Raw genomic sequence first — 19,543 nt, forward strand, 5'->3', positions numbered from 1 at the left:
GGCGCCGCCACGCGCGGCAGCTGTGGCGCCCGGGCAACGGACATTCTCAAACAAAAAGTAACATAAATGAGAATGATTCCGTTTGCCGTAGAATGGGGCGCTCAGTGATCCCAACCCCCTTTGGTGCAGCCGGCCCGGCAAGGCCCTGGCCTTCCGGCATATTCCAGACGCATCCGTAGTTCTCCAGTGCGCGCGTGACCCCATCGGGATTTTGATATCTGCCTGCGAACTTCCCGACATGAAAATCCGAACTCTTGCCTGCATGGCCGCCGCGCTGCCGTGCTATCTCCCCGTTGCCCAAGCCCAATCCACGTCCGATCAGGCCGGCTCCGTCGTTTCCATGGACGCCATCAAGGTCGAGGCCAGCGCCGATGCCTCGGCCGGCGGCCTGGCCGAACCCTTTGCCGGCGGGCAGGTTGCGCGCGGCGGCCGCATCGGCCTGTTTGGCACCCAAGACGTCATGGACACGCCGTTCAGCATCACCAGCTATACCAATGAACTGATCCAGGACCGGCAGGCCCGCAGCGTGGGCGACGTATTGCAGAACGATTCGGGCGTGCGCGTGGCGCGCGGCTTCGGCAACTTCCAGGAGTCGTACTTCATCCGCGGCTTCATCCTGAGTTCGGACGACGTGGCCTACAACGGCCTCTACAGCCTGTTGCCGCGCCAGTACATCGCCACCGAGCTGTTCGAGCGCGTGGAAGTCCTGCGCGGCGCCTCGACCTTCCTGACGGGCGCCTCGCCCGGCGGGGGCGGCATCGGCGGCGTGATCAATCTGGTGCCCAAGCGCGCGCCGAATGAACCGCTGACCCGTGTCACCACCGGCGTGTCCAGCGGCGGGCAGTTCCAACTGTCCACCGACATCGCCCGCCGCTTCGGTCCCGGCGACAGCACCGGCATCCGGCTCAACGCCGCGCAGCGCAGCGGCGACACCGGCATCGACGATGAACACTCGCGCACCAGCCTGGTATCGCTGGGCCTGGACTGGCGCTCGGCCGACACCCGCCTGTCCGCGGACATAGGCTGGCAGGAAAACAAGCTCAAGCGCGCGCGTCCCAACGTGACGCTGGGCGCCGGCGTCACCAAAGTGCCCGACGCGCCCGACGCCAGTTCCAACTATGCGCAGCCCTGGTCCTATTCGAACGAGCGCGACGTCTTCGGCACGGTGCGCGCCGAACACGATTTCAGCGACAAGCTGACCGCCTACGCGGCCTTTGGCATGCGCCGCAGCGACGAGGCGAACTCGCTGGGCAATGTCACGCTGACCAATGGCAGCACGGGCGCGGGCACCTTCTACCGCTTCGACAACACCCGCGAGGACAGTGTGAACACGGGCGAACTGGGCCTGCGCGGCAAAGTGCGTACCGGCCCGGTGGGCCACGAGTTCGTCGTGTCGGCATCCTTCTTCGACCTGAAGAAGAAGAACGCCTATGTGATGGACTGGCAGAACACGTATCCCACCAACATCTACAACCCGATTTCGTATGACAAGCCGCCGTTCAGCGCCACCGCGCTGCGCGGCAACGACCTGGACGACCCGGCGCTGCAAGGCCGTACCCGCCTGAGCAGCTACGCCATCGGCGATACGCTGTCGTTCCTGGACGACAAGGTGCTGCTCACGGCCGGCATCCGCCATCAGCGCTTGTCGCAACGTGACTACGCGTACAACACCGGCAAGGAAAACGGCGCCTACGACGCCAGCCACAACTCGCCCGCCGCGGGCCTCGTCGTCAAGGTCGCGCCCAGCGTTTCGCTGTACGCGAACTACATCGAGGCGCTGGTCGCGGGACCGACCGCCCCGGCCAATGCGGGCGGCAAGCCGGTGCCCAACGCCGGCCAGAGTCTGCCGCCGTTTGTCTCCAAGCAGAAGGAAATCGGCGCGAAGTACGAGGCAGATGGTCTGGGGGCAGGACTGGCCTTGTTCTCCACCGACAAGCCGCGCGCCATGTACAACGCCAGCAACGAGCTGACGACCTCGGGCAAGGACCGCCATCAGGGTGTTGAACTGACGATGTACGGCGAACCCATCAAGAGCGTGCGCCTGCTGGGTGGCCTGACCTGGCTGGACGCCAAGCAGCGCTCCACCGGCAACCCGTCCATCGACGGCAACCGCGTGATCGGCGTGCCGCGCTTCCAGGCCAACATGGGCGTGGAGTGGGACATCCCCGGCGTGCCGGGCCTGGCCGTGGACGGCCGCGTGGTCTATACCGGCTCGTCCTACGCGGACGACGCCAACACGCTCAAGGTCCCGGGCTGGACCCGCTTCGATGCGGGCCTGCGCTACATGATGGATGTGGACGGCCACGTCGTGACCCTGCGCGCCCGCGTGGACAACATCGCCAACCGCAACTACTGGTCCTCGGTGGGCGGCTATCCGGGCAACGGCTACCTGGTGCTGGGCGGACCGCGCACCTTCTCGCTCAGCGCGAGCATGGACTTCTGATTTCAGGCGGCGTTCACCAGAACCAGCCGCCGCGCGTCAGATCCGCCTCGCAGCCCTTGTACTGCGAGGCGAACTTCTGGGCCCGCGCCTGCACCTTCTGCGATACGGTCTTGAGCCAGGCCTTGCGGTCATAGCTGCGGTTGCGGTAGCCGGTCCAGCCTTCGTGGTAGTTCAGGTATTGGCCGTAGGCATCCGACTTGGACACGCCGTTGATGCGTTGGGTCTTGTTCATGTACCAGCCCATGAAATCCAGCGCGTCGGCGAAGTCGTCGCGGCTGGAACCCCAGCCACCGGCATCTTTCTTGTAGTCGTCCCAGGTTTCGTCCTTGACCTGGGCGTAGCCATAGGCGGAACTGACGCGGCCCCAGGGGATGAAGCCCAGGAAGTAATAACGCGGCGGCACGGCGTCATGCTTGAAGGAAGACTCCTGGTACATCATGGCCATGGGCACCGGCACGGGTGCGCCCCATTTTTTCTGTACCTTCAGGGCGGCATCGTGCCAGTCCGGTTTTTCGCGAAAGATGGCGCAGATATTTTCGGGATTCGAGGGCGGCGCGGTGGCGCAGCCGGCAAGCGCCAGCAGTAGCAGCGGCGGCAGCAAGAGCCGGGTCATTGGCGGTCTTCCTCCGGAGATCGGGGCAGGGGTGGGGCGGATGTCACAAGATACCGCGATTGTATGAAAACGTATCGTCCAAAAAGTTCCGTCCCCGAAATTCTCCGACCTATGCCGCACGCGCCAGGCAAAAAAAACGGCCCCGGGATTTCTCCGGGGCCGTCTTGCGCGCGGCGCAGCCAGGCTGCGCTGCCCGTTGATGCTTAGACTTCGATGACGTCAGCGACGTCCTTGTAGTCCGGGATCTTGTCGAAGTTCAGGTACTGGTAGATCTGGTCGCCGCTCTTGTTGATGACGCCCATGTCGGCCATGTACTCGTCCTTGGTCGGGATGCGGCCCAGCTTCGAGCAGATGGCGGCCAGTTCGGCCGAACCCAGGTAGACGTTGGTGTTCTTGCCCAGGCGATTCGGGAAGTTGCGGGTGCTGGTCGACATCACGGTCGCGCCTTCGCGCACCTGGGCCTGGTTGCCCATGCACAGCGAGCAGCCCGGCATTTCCGTGCGTGCGCCGGCCGTGCCGAACACGCCGTAGTGGCCTTCCTCGGTCAGTTGCGTGGCGTCCATCTTGGTCGGCGGGGCAATCCACAGCTTGACCGGGATGTCGCGCTTGCCTTCCAGCAGCTTGGAGGCTGCGCGGAAGTGGCCGATGTTGGTCATGCAGCTGCCGATGAACACTTCGTCGATCTTGGCGCCGGCGACTTCCGACAGCGTCTTCACGTCGTCGGGGTCGTTCGGGCAGGCCACGATGGGCTCGTGCACGTCGGCCAGGTCGATCTCGATCACGGCGGCGTATTCGGCGTCGGCGTCCGGCTCCAGCAGCTTGGGGTCGGCCAGCCAGGCTTCCATGGCCTTGATGCGGCGGCCCAGCGTGCGCTCGTCTTCGTAGCCGTTGGCGATCATCCACTTCAGCATCACGATGTTGCTGTTGATGTATTCGATGATCGGTTCCTTGTTCAGGCGCACCGAGCAGCCGGCGGCCGAACGTTCGGCGGAGGCGTCCGACAGTTCAAAGGCTTGTTCGACCTTCAGGTCGGGCAGGCCTTCGATTTCCAGGATGCGGCCGGAGAAGATGTTCTTCTTGCCTTGCTTGGCGACCGTCAGCAGGCCTTGCTTGATGGCGTACAACGGGATCGCGTTGACCAGGTCGCGCAGGGTCACGCCGGGCTGCAGCTTGCCCTTGAAGCGGACCAGTACCGATTCCGGCATGTCCAGCGGCATCACGCCGGTGGCGGCGGCAAAGGCGACCAGGCCCGAGCCGGCCGGGAACGAGATGCCGATGGGGAAGCGGGTGTGCGAGTCGCCGCCGGTGCCGACGGTGTCGGGCAGCAGCATGCGGTTCAGCCAGGAGTGGATCACGCCGTCGCCGGGGCGCAGCGAGACGCCGCCGCGGGTGCTGATGAATTCCGGCAGGGTGTGGTGCGTTTTCACGTCCACGGGCTTCGGGTAGGCGGCGGTGTGGCAGAACGACTGCATCACCAGATCGGCCGAGAAGCCCAGGCAGGCCAGGTCCTTCAGTTCGTCGCGGGTCATGGGGCCGGTGGTGTCCTGGCTGCCGACCGAGGTCATCTTCGGTTCGCAGTAGGTGCCCGGGCGGATGCCCGTGCCTTCCGGCATGCCGCAGGCGCGGCCGACCATCTTCTGGGCCAGGGAGTAGCCCTTGCCGGTGTCCGCGGGGTCCTTCGGCAGGCGGAACAGCGTCGAGGCCGGCAGGCCCAGCGCTTCGCGCGCCTTGGCGGTCAGGCCGCGGCCGATGATCAGCGGAATGCGGCCGCCGGCGCGCACTTCGTCGAACAGCACGTCGGACTTCACTTCGAATTCGGCGATGACTTCGCCGTTCTTCAAAGCCTTGCCGTCATAGGGGCGCAGTTCGACCACGTCGCCCATTTCCATCTTGGAAACGTCGAGTTCGATCGGCAGGGCGCCGGCGTCTTCCATGGTGTTGTAGAAGATCGGGGCGATCTTGTTGCCCAGGCACACGCCGCCGAAGCGCTTGTTCGGCACGAAGGGGATGTCTTCGCCGGTGAACCACAGCACCGAGTTGGTGGCCGACTTGCGCGACGAACCCGTGCCGACCACGTCGCCGACGTAGGCGACCAGGTGGCCCTTTTCCTTCAGGGATTCGATGAACTTGACCGGACCGCGCTTGCCGTCTTCTTCCGGTTCGAACGCGGCGCCGTCGCGCTTGTTCTTCAGCATCGCCAGGGCGTGCATCGGGATGTCGGGGCGGGTGGTGGCGTCGGGGGCCGGCGACAGGTCGTCGGTGTTGGTTTCGCCAGGCACCTTGAAGACGGTGATGGTCAGGCTTTGCGGCAGTTCCGGACGGCTGGTGAACCATTCGGCATCGGCCCAGCTTTGCATCACGGACTTGGCGTTGGCGTTGCCGCGGTCCGCCTTTTCCTTCACGTCGTGGAAGGCGTCGAACATCAACAGGGTCTTCTTCAGCGCAGCGGCGGCGATGGTGCCGATTTCAGCGTCGTCCAGCAGGTCGACCAGCGGGCCAATGTTGTAGCCGCCCAGCATCGTGCCGAGCAGTTCAGTCGCCTTGGCACGGCTGATCAGCGCACAAGCTTCCTTGCCCAGCGCCACGGCGGCCAGGTACGAAGCCTTGACCTTGGCGGCGTCGTCCACGCCGGCCGGCACACGGTGGGTCAGCAGCTCGACCAGGTTCTGCTCTTCGCCAGCGGGCGGGTTCTTGAGCAGTTCGATCAGTTCAGCGGTTTGTTTGGCCGTAAGGGGCAGCGGGGGGATCCCCAGAGCCGCGCGTTCGGCAACGTGTTGGCGGTAGTTATCCAGCATGTGAGGCCTGCTCAAAGTCGGGTTGGAAGAAGGGTTGTTCGCCGGATTGTAGAGGGAACAGGGGGACGCAAGCAAATGTCTTATATCTTATATAAGACTTGCGGCCATAGCTGTTGCTTAAGGGCGACGCGCAGCCGGCGGAGCCGGCCGAGGGGGGGCTGCGGGTGCGCGCCTGCCGGGGCAGTCCGGGCGTGCGCTGAGGGGCGCGCCCGGCGGGACGGCTTAGCGTGGTCCGGCGTCGTACACCACGCCCACCCGCGCGAAATTGCCGCCGTACTGCTTCACATCCACCTGGAAGGGCGCGCTTTCCTCGGGCTTGAGCTTGGGCAGCCGCAGTTCCTGGTAGACCGCGCCCGTCAGCTTGTCCTGGGCGTCGTACAGGCTGACCCAGACCTTCACGTTCTCGACTTCGGCCTGGCTGTCGTTGCGCACGCGCCCGTGCACGGTCACGTACTTGTAGCGGAAGCGGTAGCTGAAGTTCAGGGTGCCGGTGCCGACCTGGGCCTCGGTGTTCTCGACCGTGACCGCCAACTGGGGGCGGGGGCCGGGCAGGGCGGCGCGCTTGGCGGGCAGCCAGTCGGTCTTGACCTCGGTATAGCGGTCGACGCGGCCGGTCAGCGCCACCGGCACGCGTTCACCGGGGTACAGGCGCGCCGGCAGGCTCCAGGTCTGGCGCAGGTCCAGCCGGTTGGAGCCGTCGAACACCGCGATGTTGGCCTTCGGCGACAGGACGACGTACTGGTCGCTGGTGTTGACCAGCTCGGCGTACAGGACCGGGCGCTCGATCTCGTCGAGCAGGCGGCGCGGCGCGGACAACTTGAGCGCGCTGGCGTCGAACAGGGCGAAGTCTGGATCCAGCAGTTCCTCGGTGGTCAGTCGCACGTGTTCGATGACTCGCACATCGGCCGGGCTGACGCGCACGATGCGGCTGGGCGGCGCTTCTTCCTTGGACGCGGCGGGCATGGCGGCATGGTCTTCGCTTTGCACCATGTAGTCGTAGGACGCGACCCGGCCTTCGGCCAGCATCTCGCCGCGCGCATCGAATGAGGTCAGCGCGTTCGGCGCCAGCGGGCTGGCGGCGCCGTAGCCATTGGCCGTGCCGATCAGCTTGCCGTCCTCGCCGTACAGCATCACCGTGATCTGGCTGCTGTTGGCCTCGTTGGCGCCATTGTTCTTCAACAGGCCGACCAGGCGGTAGGCGCCGTCGTTGCGCACCAATTGCACCTTGCTGGCGACCACGTCGTTGTTCTTGCCCCGCGCCAGCGTCGGCTGGGACACTTGCAAGGTGTAGCGGCTGTAGGCTTGGCTGGGCGTGGAGATCGTGACGGGCGTGTACTCGCCCGGCTGCAGCGAGCGCGCTGGCGCCGATCCGGAATTGGACGCCAACGACAGTTCGCCCTGGAAGAACGCAGCCGTGACGCGTGGCACGTCGATCTTCTTGCCGGTCTCGTTGCGCATGATCATGACCAGCTGCGTGCGGTCGCGGACGCGGATTTCCTGCACGTCCGTCAGCTTGACCAGCGAGGCGTCGATGGGCGGCGGCGCAGGCGGCTGCCGCGTGACGGTCGGCTTGGACCCGATCATGGAGGCGACCAGCGGCACCGCGATCACGGCGGCGACGGCGACAGCCACCGCCGCGATGGCGCGCGGACCGAGCTGCGGCTTGGGCGCCGGCTGCTGCATCCCGCGCAGGATCTTCTCCAGCCTTTGCGCGACGTTGTCTTCGACCAGCGTGACCGCGTGGCAATGGCTGCAGCGGTACTCGTTGGTGTCCAGCTTGGTGAATTGGGCGCTGCCGCAGGTCGAGCAGGTCAGCGTTACCGTATTGATCGTGGTCTGTTTGGGCGTCATTCTCGCAGCCGTGCACGCCGGATCCAGACGGCGCGGCGGATGGCGCGGCGGGAGCAAGGCGCAAGGGATTTACAGGGCGGCAAGGATAGCGGCAGGGGGGGGACGGCATGGTGCACGAGCGCATCCATTTGTGACTAAATGTGTTTTCTGGCCTGCCGGTGCTATCATCGCCGGCGGAAAAATCAGATCCGAAATCCCTTACGCTGTTCCCCGTCGATCCGCTCCCGTGCCGCGCAACGCGCCGCCCCGGGCAGAGCCGAGGCAGGTCAGGCTCTACCCACTAGCATGAGCATTTCCCAATATTTGCTGTTCCTCGCCTGCGTGGCGCTCGCCACCTATGCGCAGACCATGACGGGCTTCGCCTTCGGACTGGTGCTGCTGGGCTTGTCGGGCGTGTTCCAGCTGGCTTCGGTGTCCGAAGTGGCCAACGTGGTCAGCGTGCTGTCGCTGGTGAACGCGGCCGTGACGCTGGCGCGCGCCAAGCCCCAGGTGAACTGGTCGCTGATGCGGCCCGCCATGGCTAGCAGCCTGGTCGGCGTGGGGGCAGGCGTGGCGGCGCTGGCCTGGATCAGCGGCGCCATGGGCGTGCTGCTGCAGCTGCTTCTGGGCTGCACCATCCTGGGCTGCGCCGTGTTGCTGATTGCCCGCGCGCAGCCGCTGGCGCGCGTGTCCTCGCGCGGTTCGTTCGTGTTCTTCGGGGCGATTTCGGGCGTGCTGGGCGGATTGTTTTCCAGCGCCGGGCCGCCCATGGTCTATCACCTGTACCGCCAGCCCCTGCCGCTGGCCGCCATCCGCAACAGCCTGCTCATCCTGTTCTCGCTCAATGCGGTCGTGCGCCTGGCGCTCGTGACCGGGCAGGGGGCCTTCATGGCTTCGTCGTTCTGGCTGAGTTTGCTGGCGCTGCCGGTTGTGATCGGCGTCACCTGGGTGGCGCGCCGCTACAGCACGGCGGGCTCGATGAAGACCGTCAAGCGCATGGTGTTCGTGCTGTTGCTGGCGGCCGGCATGGGCTTGATCGTGCCGGCATTCAGGACGCTCGCGGCCGGCTAGCCGCGAGTCCGTGGCGTGGACCGCGCGGCGTCAGCCGCGTTCGCCGGTGATGTAGCGTTCGAGTTCGTGGATGATGAACTTCTGTTCGCTCATGACGTCCTTGACCAGATCGCCGATGGAGAGCAGGCCGATCAGTTTGCCGTCTTCGATGACAGGCAGATGACGGAAGTGGCGTTCCGTCATCATCGCCATGCAGTGCTCGCGCGTATCCGTGCGGCCGACGTAGTAGACGGAATCGGTCATGATGTCCCGTACTTTCGTGGTGCGCGAGGAGCGGTCCTGCAGCACGATCTTGCGGGCGTAATCGCGCTCGGTCAGCATGCCCAGCACTTCTTCGCCCTGGACCACCACCACGGCGCCGATGCTGCGTTCCGCCATGATCCTGACGGCTTCGAACACCGAGGCATCGGGCGAAACCGTCACGACGGAATGATTGGCTTTTTCCCTGAGTATCTCAGCAACTGTCTTCACGATGCGCTCCCGTATCGCTGGTGAGGATAAAACCCAAGCTCCATCCTAAGCCTGGCGGCGGTGTTGCCGCAAGCGCGACGCTTACTTCGCTGCCTTGTCCCGGAACGCCTGGCTGGCCATTTCGCGCAGGTTGCGCGTGGCGCTGCGCTCGGTGGCGGGATTCCAGGCCAGCGAAATGCCGATCGTTGCATCGGCGGGAAAATCGGCCAGCGTCTTGTAGACGACATTGGTGCCCGGAAGGCGCCGGCCGCCAGCCGGCACCAGGGCCACGCCCAGGCCGCTTTCCACCAGGCTGAGCAACGTTTGCACCTGCACCGCTTCCTGCGTGATGCGGGGCGTGAAGCCGCGCAGCTGGCAGGCGTTGATGGCGGCCATGCGCAGGCCCGCGGCCTCGGTGGCGGTGTACATGATGAAGGCCTCGTCGGCCAGGTCCGCCAGGCGGATGCGGCCGCGCCGCGCCAGCGGATGCGTCTTGGGCACGGCCAGCGCGAAGTTCTCGGTCGTGAGCGGCGCCAGCCGCACGTTGGATCCCATCGCCACCGGCACGCGCACGATGCCGATCTCCAGCGTGTCTTCTTCCAGCTCCTGCATGATGCGTATCGAGGTGGCTTCGCGCAGCACCACGGTGACGCCGGGATAGCGCTGCCGGAACGGCGGCAGGATGCGCGGCAGCACGCCGTGCGTGGCCGAGCCCACGAAGCCGATGCGCACGGTGCCGCCTTCGCCCGCGGCGCCGGCGCGCGCCGCCTGCCGGAACTGCTCGGCGTGGAACAGGGCGCGGCGGGCCTCGTCCAGCGCGGCCAGGCCCGCCTCGGTGAGCTTCACGCCCTGGCGGCCGCGCAGGAACAGCGGCACGCCCACCATCTCTTCGAGCTTGCGTATCGATACCGACAGGGGCGGTTGCGACATGTGCAGCTTTTCGGCCGCGCGGTGGAAATTCAGCGTTTCGGCCAGGACCAGGAACTGCTGCAGATGACGGAAATCCATGAGGGCGCTCCGGGTGGCGTTAGGCGGGCATGATATGACTTTGATATCGATTCAGGTATTGGTGCTATCCCTTCGCTATCGAGCGGCCGCGCCTTGCGCCCGCCGCGCAAGTCCCGGGGATGAGACGGCGGCGGTATGATGGAACGCATTACAAGGAGGAAACACCATGAATGAAGTCATCGTCGCGTCTGCCGTCCGCACCGCCATTGGCGATTTCGGGGGCGCGCTGAAAGACGTGCCGCCGTGCGACCTGGGCGCAACCGTCATCAAGGCCGCGCTGGAACGCGCCGCCGTCAAGGGCGATGAGGTCGGCCACGTCGCCGTGGGCCACGTCATCAACACCGAACCCCGCGACATGTACCTGTCGCGCGTGGCGGCGATGAACGCCGGCATTGCCAAGGAAACTCCCGCCTTCAACGTCAACCGCCTTTGCGGTTCGGGCCTGCAGGCCATCGTGTCGGCCGCGCAGACCATCATGCTGGGCGACGCTGACATCGCCATCGGCGCGGGCGCCGAAAGCATGAGCCGCGCGCCGTACATCGCGCCGGCGCAGCGCTGGGGCGCGCGCATGGGCGACAGCGTGATGCTGGACATGATGACTGGCGCGCTGTCGGATCCGTTCGGCCGCATGCACATGGGCGTCACCGCCGAGAACGTGGCGGCCAAGTTCGGCATCAGCCGCCAGGACCAGGACGCCCTGGCGGCGGAATCGCATCGCCGCGCCGCGGCCGCCATCGACGCCGGCTACTTCCGCGACCAGATCGTGCCGGTGGTGATGAAGTCGCGCAAGGGCGAAGTGGTGTTCGACACCGATGAGCACGTGCGCCGCGACGTCACGGCCGAAAACCTTGCCGGCTTGAAGGCCGTATTCCAGAAGGAAAACGGCACCGTCACGGCGGGCAACGCCTCGGGCCTGAACGACGGCGCGGGCGCCGTGGTGCTGATGAACGCCTCGGTCGCGGCCAAGCGCGGCGTCAAGCCGCTGGCGCGTCTGGTGGCCTATGCCCATGCGGGCGTGGACCCCAACATCATGGGCATCGGTCCGGTGCCGGCCACGCAGGCCGCGCTCAAGCGCGCCGGCCTGACCGTGGACCAGATGGACGTGATCGAAGCCAACGAAGCGTTCGCCGCGCAGGCCTGCGCCGTGTCGCGCGAGCTGAAGCTGGATCCGGCCAAGGTGAACCCCAACGGCAGCGGCATCGGCCTGGGCCACCCCATCGGCGCCACCGGCGCGATCATCACCGTCAAGGCGTTGCACGAACTGCAGCGCGTGGGCGGACGCTACGCGCTGGTGACCATGTGCATCGGCGGCGGCCAGGGTATTGCCGCCATCTTCGAACGGATCTGAAGCACCAGGGCCCGCCCCGCCGCTGGGCCGCCCCTTCAGGGGCAGCGAAGCGCGCGCAGTGTGCGGGCCCTTTATTTTTCCAGGTAAGCCTCGGCCCACGCCTGGCATTCGGCGCGCAGCAGCGCGCCCATCTGCGCCCGCCGCGGCGCGTCCAGCCGGCTGCTGATCGCGCCGAAGCTGAAAGCCACCCAGGTCAGTTCCGACACGCGGAACGCTACGCCCACGCCCGAGACGCCGGGCGTGATGGTGTCCACGATCTCTGAATAGCCCGAGGCGCGCGCCTGCCTGACCGATTTCATCAGGGCGGCGCTGGATGCGCCGATCTGCGCATAGCTTGCGGAATGCCGCGCATACAGCGCGGCGATTTCTTCGTCGGGCAGGGCGGCCATCAGCGCCAGTCCACCCGCGCCCACGCCCAGCAGGCGCCGCTCGCCCTGGTCGATGGTGAACACCTTGACGGGAAACGAGCCGGCCTCGCGCAGCAGGCACAGGGCGTAGTCGCCCTGGCGTATCACCAGGAACACCGTGTCGCCCGACAGGCGCGCGAGTTTCTGCGCGAACGGACGCAGCGCGTCCAGCAGCGGCGTGCGCCGCAGCGCCGCGAATCCCAGTTGCATGGAATCCACGCCCAGGCGGTAACGCCGGGTCTTGGCATCACGCTCGGCGAACTGCTCTTCCAGCAGGCAGCTGAGCAGCCGGTGCGCGGTGGAGCGTTCCAGCCCGGCTTCGGCCATGACGCCTTGCAGATCTATGCCTTCTTCCTGGTGCTGCGCCAGCACGCGCAGCAGGCCCAGGGCGCGCCGCATGCTCTGGGTACCGCCTGTAGAACCACTGTTGTTCATAATGTGGGAAATATTGATTGAATATTTTGTATTTTAGGATTTCGGATGCGTTAATTCAATCCAGTCGACCGCGCCGCCTCTCAAGGCGCGGCAGAACAAGGATGAGGAGACCATGGAATACGCCACCCTGGCCGTCGAGCGGCACGACTCGGTATGCCGCATCAGCCTGGCGCGCGAATCCGCGCGCAATGCCCAAAGCCAGCAGATGCTGGACGAACTGGACGATGCGCTGACGCGCGCCGAACAGGACGACTCGGTGCGGGTCGTGGTGCTGGCCGGACGCGGCGCACACTTTTCCGCCGGCCACGACCTGAAGGAAGCCCAGGCCAAACGCGCCGATTTCACGGTGGAAGAGCGCTGGGAATACGAGTCGCGCCGCTACTACGGCTATTGCATGCGCATCTGGGACTTCCCCAAGCCGACGGTGGCCCAGGTGCAGGGCGCCTGCGTGGCGGGCGGCTTCATGATCGCCAATATGTGTGACCTGGTGGTGTGTTCCGACACCGCGTATTTTTCGGATCCCGTCGGCCATACGCTGGCGGCGGCGGCCACCGAGGTGCTGATCCATCCCTGGGTCATGGGGCTGCGCAAGGCCAAGGAAATGCTCTACACCGGTGAAAAGGTGGACGCGCAGGAAGCGCTGCGCATCGGCATGGTGAACCGCGTGGTGCCCGAGGCCGAGCTGGACGCCGCGACCCTGGCGCTGGCGCAACGCATCGCGCAGGCGCCGCCTTTCGGCCTGCGTCTCATCAAGCGTTCGCTGAACCGCACGGCCGACGCGCAGGGTTTCCGCACCGCCTTGTCGGCGCATTTCGATACGCACCAGCTGTCGCATCTGAGCGAGGAATTCCAGGCTGTTCGTGAACGCGGACTGGCGCAAGCGATTCAGCGCAACAAGAAGGGCGAGGCCGCATGACTCTGGACCCCTTGCTCAGTCCGCGCTCCATCGCGATGATCGGCGCCAGCGCCGACGCCGGGCGCATCGGCGGCATGCCGCTGGACCTGCTGACGCGCTTCGGCTACGCCGGCGGCATTTACCCGGTGAATCCGAAGTACCAGGAAGTGTTCGGCCGCCGCTGCTGGCCCGACATCGAATCGGTGCCCGAACCGGTGGACCTGGCAGTGCTGGCCATCGCGGCCGCGGACGTTACGCCCATGCTGCGCCGTTGCCACGCCAAGGGCGTGCGCGCCGCCATCGTCTACGCCGCGGGCTTTGCCGAAGCGGGTGGCGAGGGTGCGCGCCTGCAGGACGAGCTGGAGGCCTTCGTGGCCGAAAGCGGCATGGCCGTGGCGGGTCCGAACTGCATGGGCTTCGCCAACCTGAACACGCAGGCCTACACGGCGTTCGCCTCGGTCTTCAAGACCGCGCCGGCACAGACGGGTCCTGGCAAGGTCAGCCTGTTGACGCAGAGCGGCAACGTGTGCGCGGCGGTGTATGCGATCGCGCGCAGGCTGGACCTGCCGTTCTCGCATTTCATCAACACCGGCAACGAGGCCTGCCTGGATTTCTCGCAATACCTGGAGTACCTGGCGGCGGATCCGCAGACGGAAATCGTGCTGGGCTACATCGAGCAGCTGCGCGACGGCGAACGCTTCATACGCGCCTGCCGTGAACTGGAACGCCAGGGCAAGCTGTTGATCGCGCTGAAGGCCGGCACCACTGACAAGGGTGCGCAGGCGGTGCAGTCGCATACCTCGGCACTGGCCGGCGACCGGCGCGTGTACGGCGCGGCCTTCCGCCAATTGAACGTGATCGAGGCCACCGATTTCGCGCAGATGGCGCACCTGGCCAGCCTGGCCACGCTGCGCCACCGCACGGCGGGCAAGCGTGTCGCGGTGCTGACCATGTCGGGCGCGCTGGGCGCGATCCTGGCGGACAAGTTCATCGGCGCGGGGCTGGACCTGCCCGATCTGCCGCCCGAGCTGCAGGCGGTGCTGCGCGGCGGCATTCCCGATTACGGCATGGTCGGCAATCCGGTCGACGTGACCGGCAACGTGGTCAACGATCCGGCCTTCGTGCATACCGTGCTGGAAGCGCTGGCCACGACCGATGCGATCGACGCGGTTGTCGTGTATGCGCCCGGCTACATGCTGGACCGCATGGCCGACGCGCTGACGGACGTGTCGCGCCGCCATCAGCGGCTGTTCGTCGCCATTGATACCGGCCTGGCGCAGAGCCGCGCCGCCTTGCGCGACGCCGAGGTGGCCGTGTTCGAAGACCTGGGTCTGGCAGTCGCCGCCCTGGCGCCTTACCTGCTGTGGTGCGAGGCGCGCGGCGCCAAGCGCATTGCGGCGGCGCCGGACCTGGCCGCGGCCGGGGTTCCGGCCTTGCCCTGCAACGAAGCCGACGCGCGCGAATACGTGGCCGCTTTTGGCCTGCCGCAAGCGCGGGTGGGCGCGGCCGCCAACGCGGACGAAGCCGTCGCGCAAGCGCGTGCAGCGGGTTATCCGGTGGCGCTGAAGATCCTGAGCGCCGACATCGCGCACAAGACCGAAGCGGGCGGCGTGGCGCTGAGCCTGGCCGACGACGATGCCTTGCGCCGCGCCTTTGGCGAGGTGACGCGGGCCGCGGGCGCGGCGCAGCCGGACGCGCGCATCGACGGCGCGATGGTGCAGAAGATGGAGCGCGGCGTGGCCGAGATCATCGTCGGCGCCACGCGCGATCCTGTGTTCGGTCCGGTGCTGACCGTGGGCCTGGGCGGGGTGCTGACCGAGCTGTACCAGGACACCAGCCACCGCCTGCTGCCGGTGGACGAGGACATCGCGCTGCAAATGCTGCGGGAACTCAAGGCCTACGCGCTGCTGGACGGTTATCGCGGCAAGCCCCGAGCCGACGTGGCGGCCGCGTGCCGCAGCATCGTGGCGGTGGGCAATGCCCTGCTCGCCGCGCCCGCCCATGTGGCGGAAATCGAAGTCAATCCATTGCTGATCAAAGAGGCGGGACAGGGCGTGGCGGTACTGGACGCGCTGATCCTGCCCGCAACCCGTAGCGCCTAACGCGCAATCCATCCCAGGAGGAGACAAGCATGATGAAGAGACTATTGGCCGGCGTCACGCTGGCTTGTATCGGCGTCACGGGCCAGGCGATGGCCCAGGACAGCTATCCCAACCGCCCGATACGCATCGTGGTGCCGTTCTCGCCAGGCGGCGCGACCGACATCATGAGCCGCCTGCTGGCGGAAAAGCTCAGCGGCAAACTGGGCCAGCCGGTGATCGTGGAGAACAAGCCGGGCGGTGGCACCATGATCGCGTCCGACTACGTGTCGCGCGCCGAGCCCGACGGCTACACCTTGCTGATGGCGGCCTCGTCGCTGGGCATCGCGCCCAGCATCTACGCCAAGGTGAACTACGACCCGATCAAGGACTTCGCGCCCATCAGCCAGGTGGCCTCGGTGGTGCACGTGCTGGAGGTGCATCCCTCGGTGCCCGCCAAGAACGTGGGCGAGCTGATTGCCTACCTGAAGGCGAATCCGGGCAAGGTCAGCTACGGCTCGGTCGGCACCGGCAGCTCGACCCATCTGGAGGCTGAACTCTTCAACAGCATGGCGGGCGTGCAGATGACGCACATTCCGTACAAGGGCAGCGCGCCGGCGCTCAACGATCTGGTGGCGGGCCGCCTGCAGGTCATGTTCGACGCCTGGGCTTCGTCCGGACCCTTCGTCAAGGACGGCAAGCTGCGCGTGCTGGCGGTGACCACCGCCCAGCCCTCGGCCTCGGTGCCGGACCTGCCCACCGTGGCGGCCTCGGGCCTGCCGGGTTATTCGGCCATGCCGTGGCTGGGCCTGGTGGCGCCGGCGCGCACGCCGCAGCCGGTGGTGGACAAGATCTACAGCAACCTGGCGCAGATCCTGCAACAGCCCGACGTCAAGGCGCAGTTCACCGGCCTGGGGCTGGACATCATCGGCAGTGATCCCAAGACCTTCGCCGCCTTCATCCGCCAGGACGTGACCACTTGGGCCAAGGTCGCGCGCGACTCGAACATCCGCCTGGAGTAATGGCATGACGCAGTTGGAAAGCGCCGCGCGGGAAGAGCAGGCATTCCGCCTGGACCTGCGCGGCTGGCTGGCATCGGCCTACGCCCGTTTCGTCAATGATTGGCCGGGCGGGGCCGAGCCGCGCAACCTGGATTTCAGGCGCGCCTGGGAAGACACGCTGTGCGCCAACGGCTGGTCCGGGCTGGGCTGGCCCAAGGAGCACGGCGGGCGCGCCCTGCCGCTGTCGCGGCAGGCGGTGTTCCACGAAGAGCACGCGCGCTGCGGCGCACCGCTGGGCGTGAACCTGATCGGCCACGGCATCCTGGCGCCGACGCTGCTGCATTTCGGCACCGGGGCGCAGAAGCGGCGCTTTCTGCCCGGCATCCTGTCCAACCGCGACGTCTGGTGCCAGGGCTATTCGGAGCCGGGCGCCGGCTCTGACCTGGCATCGGTGCGCACGCGGGCAGAGGCCGCGCCCGGCGGCTATCGCTTGAACGGCCACAAGATCTGGACCTCGTTCGCCGACCGCGCGCAGTGGTGCTTCGTGCTCGCGCGCACCGATGCGCAGGCGCCCAAGCACAAGGGCCTGAGCTTCCTGCTGGTGGACATGCGCAGCCCGGGCGTGCGGGCCGAACCGATCCGGCAGATCACGGGCGAGGCCGAATTCTGCGAGGTGTTCTTCGAGGACGTGTTCGTGCCTGAAGACTGCCTGCTGGGCGAGCCGAACCAGGGCTGGAAGATCGCCATGGCCGCGGCCAGCTTCGAGCGCGGCACCTACTTCATCCCGCGCCTGGTGCGCTTCGCGCAGGAACTGAGCCAGGTGCGCGAGCTGGCGCTGCGCGCCGACGCCCAGGGCCACGTGCCGGCGTCTTCGGCCGCGGTGCGCCATCAGTGGGCGCGGCTGGCGGCCGACAGCCATGTGCTGGCGCTGAAGTCGCAGCGCGCGCTGGCCGGCGCGATGCGCGGCGATCCGCCGGGCCCCGAGGGCTCGTCCACCAAGATCCATTGGAGCGAAGCGCACCAGCGGCTGCTGGAACTGTCGCTGCAACTGCTGGGCGAGGATGCCTGCCTGGCGGACGACGCGCCCGACGCCCATGCCGCCGAGCTGACGCACGCCTACCTGTGGTCGCGCGCCGAGACCATATTGGCCGGCACCTCTGAAATCCAGCGCAATATCATCGCCGAGCAGATGCTCGGCCTGCCCAAGGCTTGAACCTCATGGATCTGCATCCGACCGAAGACCAGCGCATGCTGGACGACGCGGCCCGGCGTTTTCTGGCCGACCGTCATCCGCCAGCCGTGGCCCGCGCCGCCGCCGGCAAACCCTACGAAGCGCGCCTGGCGCAGTGGCGCGAGATCGCGGCCCAGGGCTGGCCCGCCTTGCTGGCGCCGGCCGGGCGGGACGGACTGGGGCTGGGCATGCGCGAAGCCTGGATCGTGGCCGAAGCGGCCGGCCGGCATCTGCTGAGCCTGCCGCTGGCGGCCAACATGGTGGTGCTGCCGACGCTTTGCCCGGCGGGCGCGGGGGGACCGGCCGCGCAGTGGGCCGGCGCCGTGATGGCGGGCGACACGTACTTTGCCGACGCCACCCTGCGTCCCGACGGATCGGCCTTCATCGAAGGTGCGGGCGAGGGCGTGCGCGCCTTGGCCGTGCGGTGCGTGAGCGCTACTGCCTTGAGCGTGGCATTGCTGGCGCCCGCACCCGGTACTACCGGGCTCGATCCGACCATGCCCGTGGCGCGCGTGGGCCGTCCGCGGGTGCTGGACAGCGTGGAGCTGGCGGTCGAACCGGGTGCGTGGGAACGGCTGCGCACGCGGTTGCGCCTGCTGCGTTCGGCCGAACTGCTGGGCGCGGCATCGGCCGCGCTGGAAATGGCGGCGGCCCATGCGCGGGAACGCCGCCAGTTCGACCGCGCCATCGGCGCCAACCAGGCGATCAAGCACCGCCTGGCGGAGGACTGGATGGCCCTGGACGACGCCAGGCTGGCGGGCGTGGCGGCGGTCGCGGCGCATGACGCGGGCGCCGCCACGGCGCAACGCGACAGCCTTTACGCGCCCTTGCTGGCGGTCGAGGCCGGCAGGCGCGCCGCGCAAAACGCCATCCAGGTCCATGGGGCCTTGGGCGTGACCTGGGAGTGCGATGCGCACCTCTACCTGAAGCGGGTGCTGCGCCTGGCCGCCGGCCTGCAGGCGGAAATGTCGCGCGCGGAACTGCTGGAACGCATCTGGGAGAGCGGGGACGGCAGGCTGGCCGCCTGACGCAGACGTGGCGTCCGACCTACAATCGCCGCCATGCATAAATCGAACTTTCCCTCCGAGCTGGACCAGCCGACCCTGTCCGAGGTGGACGGCGTCCGCTATCTGCACTTCAACACCGTCTGGGTCCAGGGCGCCATGCGCATCAAGAACCCTTCGGAGCTGGTGCTCGAATACACCGCCCAGATGATGGCCTGGCTGCTGTTCCTGGAACCGCCCAAGGAGGAAGCCATCGGCATGTTGGGCCTGGGCGCCGGCTCGCTGGCGCGCTACTGCGTGAAACACACGCGCAGCCCCTTGCTGGCGGTGGAGTGGAATCCGCGCGTGACGGCGGCCTGCCATATGTTCTTCCGCCTGCCCGGCGCGAACCGGCTGGAAGTCGAGCACGCCGACGCTGGCGTATGGGTCGCCGATCCGCTCAACGCGGGGCGCTGCCCGGTGCTGATGGTCGACCTGTACGACGCTTCGGCCGAAGGGCCGGTGCGCGACAGCGTGAAGTTCTACCGCGACTGCCGCCGCGTGCTGGGCGAGGTCGGCGTGCTGGCGGTCAACCTGTTCGGCCGCCACGAGAGCTTCGGCAAGAACATCGACAATCTGTCCAAGGCCTTCGACGACCGCATCGTGCTGCTGCCCGAGGTCGAAGCGGGCAACCAGATCGTGCTGGCCTTCTCCGGCCCGCGCCTGGAAGTCACTCCCGCCGAATTGCTGGCCCGCGCCGAGGTGGTGGAGGCCAAATACGGCCTGCCGGCGCGCCGCTGGGCCCGCTCGCTGACCCGCCACGCGGTCGATGGGGTGCTGCACTTCTGAATTTCTGTCCCCGTTTTTCGGAATAGGTTAAAGGGGCCTCTGGATTTCGGAGGCTCTTTTTTTTCGCCGGGCCGCCCCAAGAAAAAAGCGCCCCCTTGGGGGGGCA

General features: G+C 67.2%; 15 protein-coding genes. 9 read left to right on the top strand and 6 right to left on the bottom strand.

Annotated elements, in window-relative coordinates:
* Positions 1-238: 238 nt before the first annotated feature.
* A complete protein-coding gene (locus tag FOC84_RS23750) occupies positions 239-2,443 on the top strand; it encodes a TonB-dependent receptor (RefSeq protein ID WP_173146609.1) in 2,205 nt (734 codons plus the stop codon).
* Positions 2,444-2,456: 13 nt separating this feature from the next.
* On the opposite strand, the gene FOC84_RS23755 is transcribed toward FOC84_RS23750, so the two are convergent.
* The 3 genes from FOC84_RS23755 to FOC84_RS33425 form a co-directional block, all read right to left on the bottom strand.
* Positions 2,457-3,056 (bottom strand): hypothetical protein, encoded by a 600-nt coding sequence (locus FOC84_RS23755; RefSeq protein WP_088141625.1) that lies wholly within the window; start codon positions 3,054-3,056, stop codon positions 2,457-2,459.
* 203 nt (positions 3,057-3,259) lie between these two features.
* Positions 3,260-5,851, bottom strand: a complete 2,592-nt coding sequence (gene acnB / locus FOC84_RS23760; RefSeq protein ID WP_173146610.1) for a bifunctional aconitate hydratase 2/2-methylisocitrate dehydratase — start codon at positions 5,849-5,851, stop codon at positions 3,260-3,262.
* A 222-nt stretch (positions 5,852-6,073) separates the two neighbouring features.
* On the bottom strand, positions 6,074-7,702 hold the full coding sequence (locus tag FOC84_RS33425) for an FxLYD domain-containing protein (RefSeq protein ID WP_254241759.1): 1,629 nt from the start codon (positions 7,700-7,702) through the stop codon (positions 6,074-6,076).
* A 285-nt stretch (positions 7,703-7,987) separates the two neighbouring features.
* On the opposite strand from FOC84_RS33425, the gene FOC84_RS23775 reads away from it, so the two are divergent.
* A complete protein-coding gene (locus FOC84_RS23775; RefSeq protein WP_173146611.1) occupies positions 7,988-8,752 on the top strand; it encodes a sulfite exporter TauE/SafE family protein in 765 nt (254 codons plus the stop codon).
* Positions 8,753-8,782: 30 nt separating this feature from the next.
* Here FOC84_RS23775 and FOC84_RS23780 read toward each other — a convergent pair whose 3' ends face one another.
* Complete coding sequence (locus FOC84_RS23780) at positions 8,783-9,223, bottom strand: CBS domain-containing protein (protein ID WP_173146612.1); 441 nt, start codon at positions 9,221-9,223, stop codon at positions 8,783-8,785.
* A gap of 81 nt (positions 9,224-9,304) precedes the next feature.
* Positions 9,305-10,210: a LysR family transcriptional regulator gene (locus FOC84_RS23785; protein WP_173146613.1), complete on the bottom strand. Its 906-nt coding sequence runs from the start codon at positions 10,208-10,210 to the stop codon at positions 9,305-9,307.
* A gap of 166 nt (positions 10,211-10,376) precedes the next feature.
* On the opposite strand from FOC84_RS23785, the gene bktB reads away from it, so the two are divergent.
* Positions 10,377-11,558: a beta-ketothiolase BktB gene (gene bktB, locus FOC84_RS23790; protein WP_173146614.1), complete on the top strand. Its 1,182-nt coding sequence runs from the start codon at positions 10,377-10,379 to the stop codon at positions 11,556-11,558.
* Positions 11,559-11,629: 71 nt separating this feature from the next.
* On the opposite strand, the gene FOC84_RS23795 is transcribed toward bktB, so the two are convergent.
* On the bottom strand, positions 11,630-12,400 hold the full coding sequence (locus FOC84_RS23795; RefSeq protein ID WP_173146615.1) for an IclR family transcriptional regulator: 771 nt from the start codon (positions 12,398-12,400) through the stop codon (positions 11,630-11,632).
* Between the two features lie 112 nt (positions 12,401-12,512).
* On the opposite strand from FOC84_RS23795, the gene FOC84_RS23800 reads away from it, so the two are divergent.
* From FOC84_RS23800 to FOC84_RS23825, 6 genes are read left to right on the top strand one after another with little or no spacing between them, the layout of a single operon-like run.
* Complete coding sequence (locus FOC84_RS23800; protein WP_013395040.1) at positions 12,513-13,316, top strand: enoyl-CoA hydratase; 804 nt, start codon at positions 12,513-12,515, stop codon at positions 13,314-13,316.
* Positions 13,313-15,397, top strand: coding sequence for an acetate--CoA ligase family protein (locus FOC84_RS23805; RefSeq protein WP_173146616.1), 2,085 nt, complete (start codon positions 13,313-13,315; stop codon positions 15,395-15,397). Before FOC84_RS23800 ends, FOC84_RS23805 begins: the two co-directional genes overlap by 4 nt.
* A 29-nt stretch (positions 15,398-15,426) precedes the next feature.
* On the top strand, positions 15,427-16,395 hold the full coding sequence (locus FOC84_RS23810) for a Bug family tripartite tricarboxylate transporter substrate binding protein (RefSeq protein ID WP_173146617.1): 969 nt from the start codon (positions 15,427-15,429) through the stop codon (positions 16,393-16,395).
* Positions 16,396-16,399: 4 nt separating this feature from the next.
* Positions 16,400-17,587, top strand: coding sequence for an acyl-CoA dehydrogenase family protein (locus tag FOC84_RS23815; RefSeq protein ID WP_173146618.1), 1,188 nt, complete (start codon positions 16,400-16,402; stop codon positions 17,585-17,587).
* Positions 17,588-17,592: 5 nt separating this feature from the next.
* Complete coding sequence (locus tag FOC84_RS23820) at positions 17,593-18,633, top strand: acyl-CoA dehydrogenase family protein (protein WP_173146619.1); 1,041 nt, start codon at positions 17,593-17,595, stop codon at positions 18,631-18,633.
* A 33-nt stretch (positions 18,634-18,666) separates the two neighbouring features.
* On the top strand, positions 18,667-19,437 hold the full coding sequence (locus FOC84_RS23825) for a spermidine synthase (RefSeq protein WP_173146620.1): 771 nt from the start codon (positions 18,667-18,669) through the stop codon (positions 19,435-19,437).
* Positions 19,438-19,543: the final 106 nt, after the last annotated feature.

Source organism: Achromobacter pestifer (genome assembly GCF_013267355.1).
GTDB lineage: Bacteria > Pseudomonadota > Gammaproteobacteria > Burkholderiales > Burkholderiaceae_B > Achromobacter > Achromobacter pestifer_A.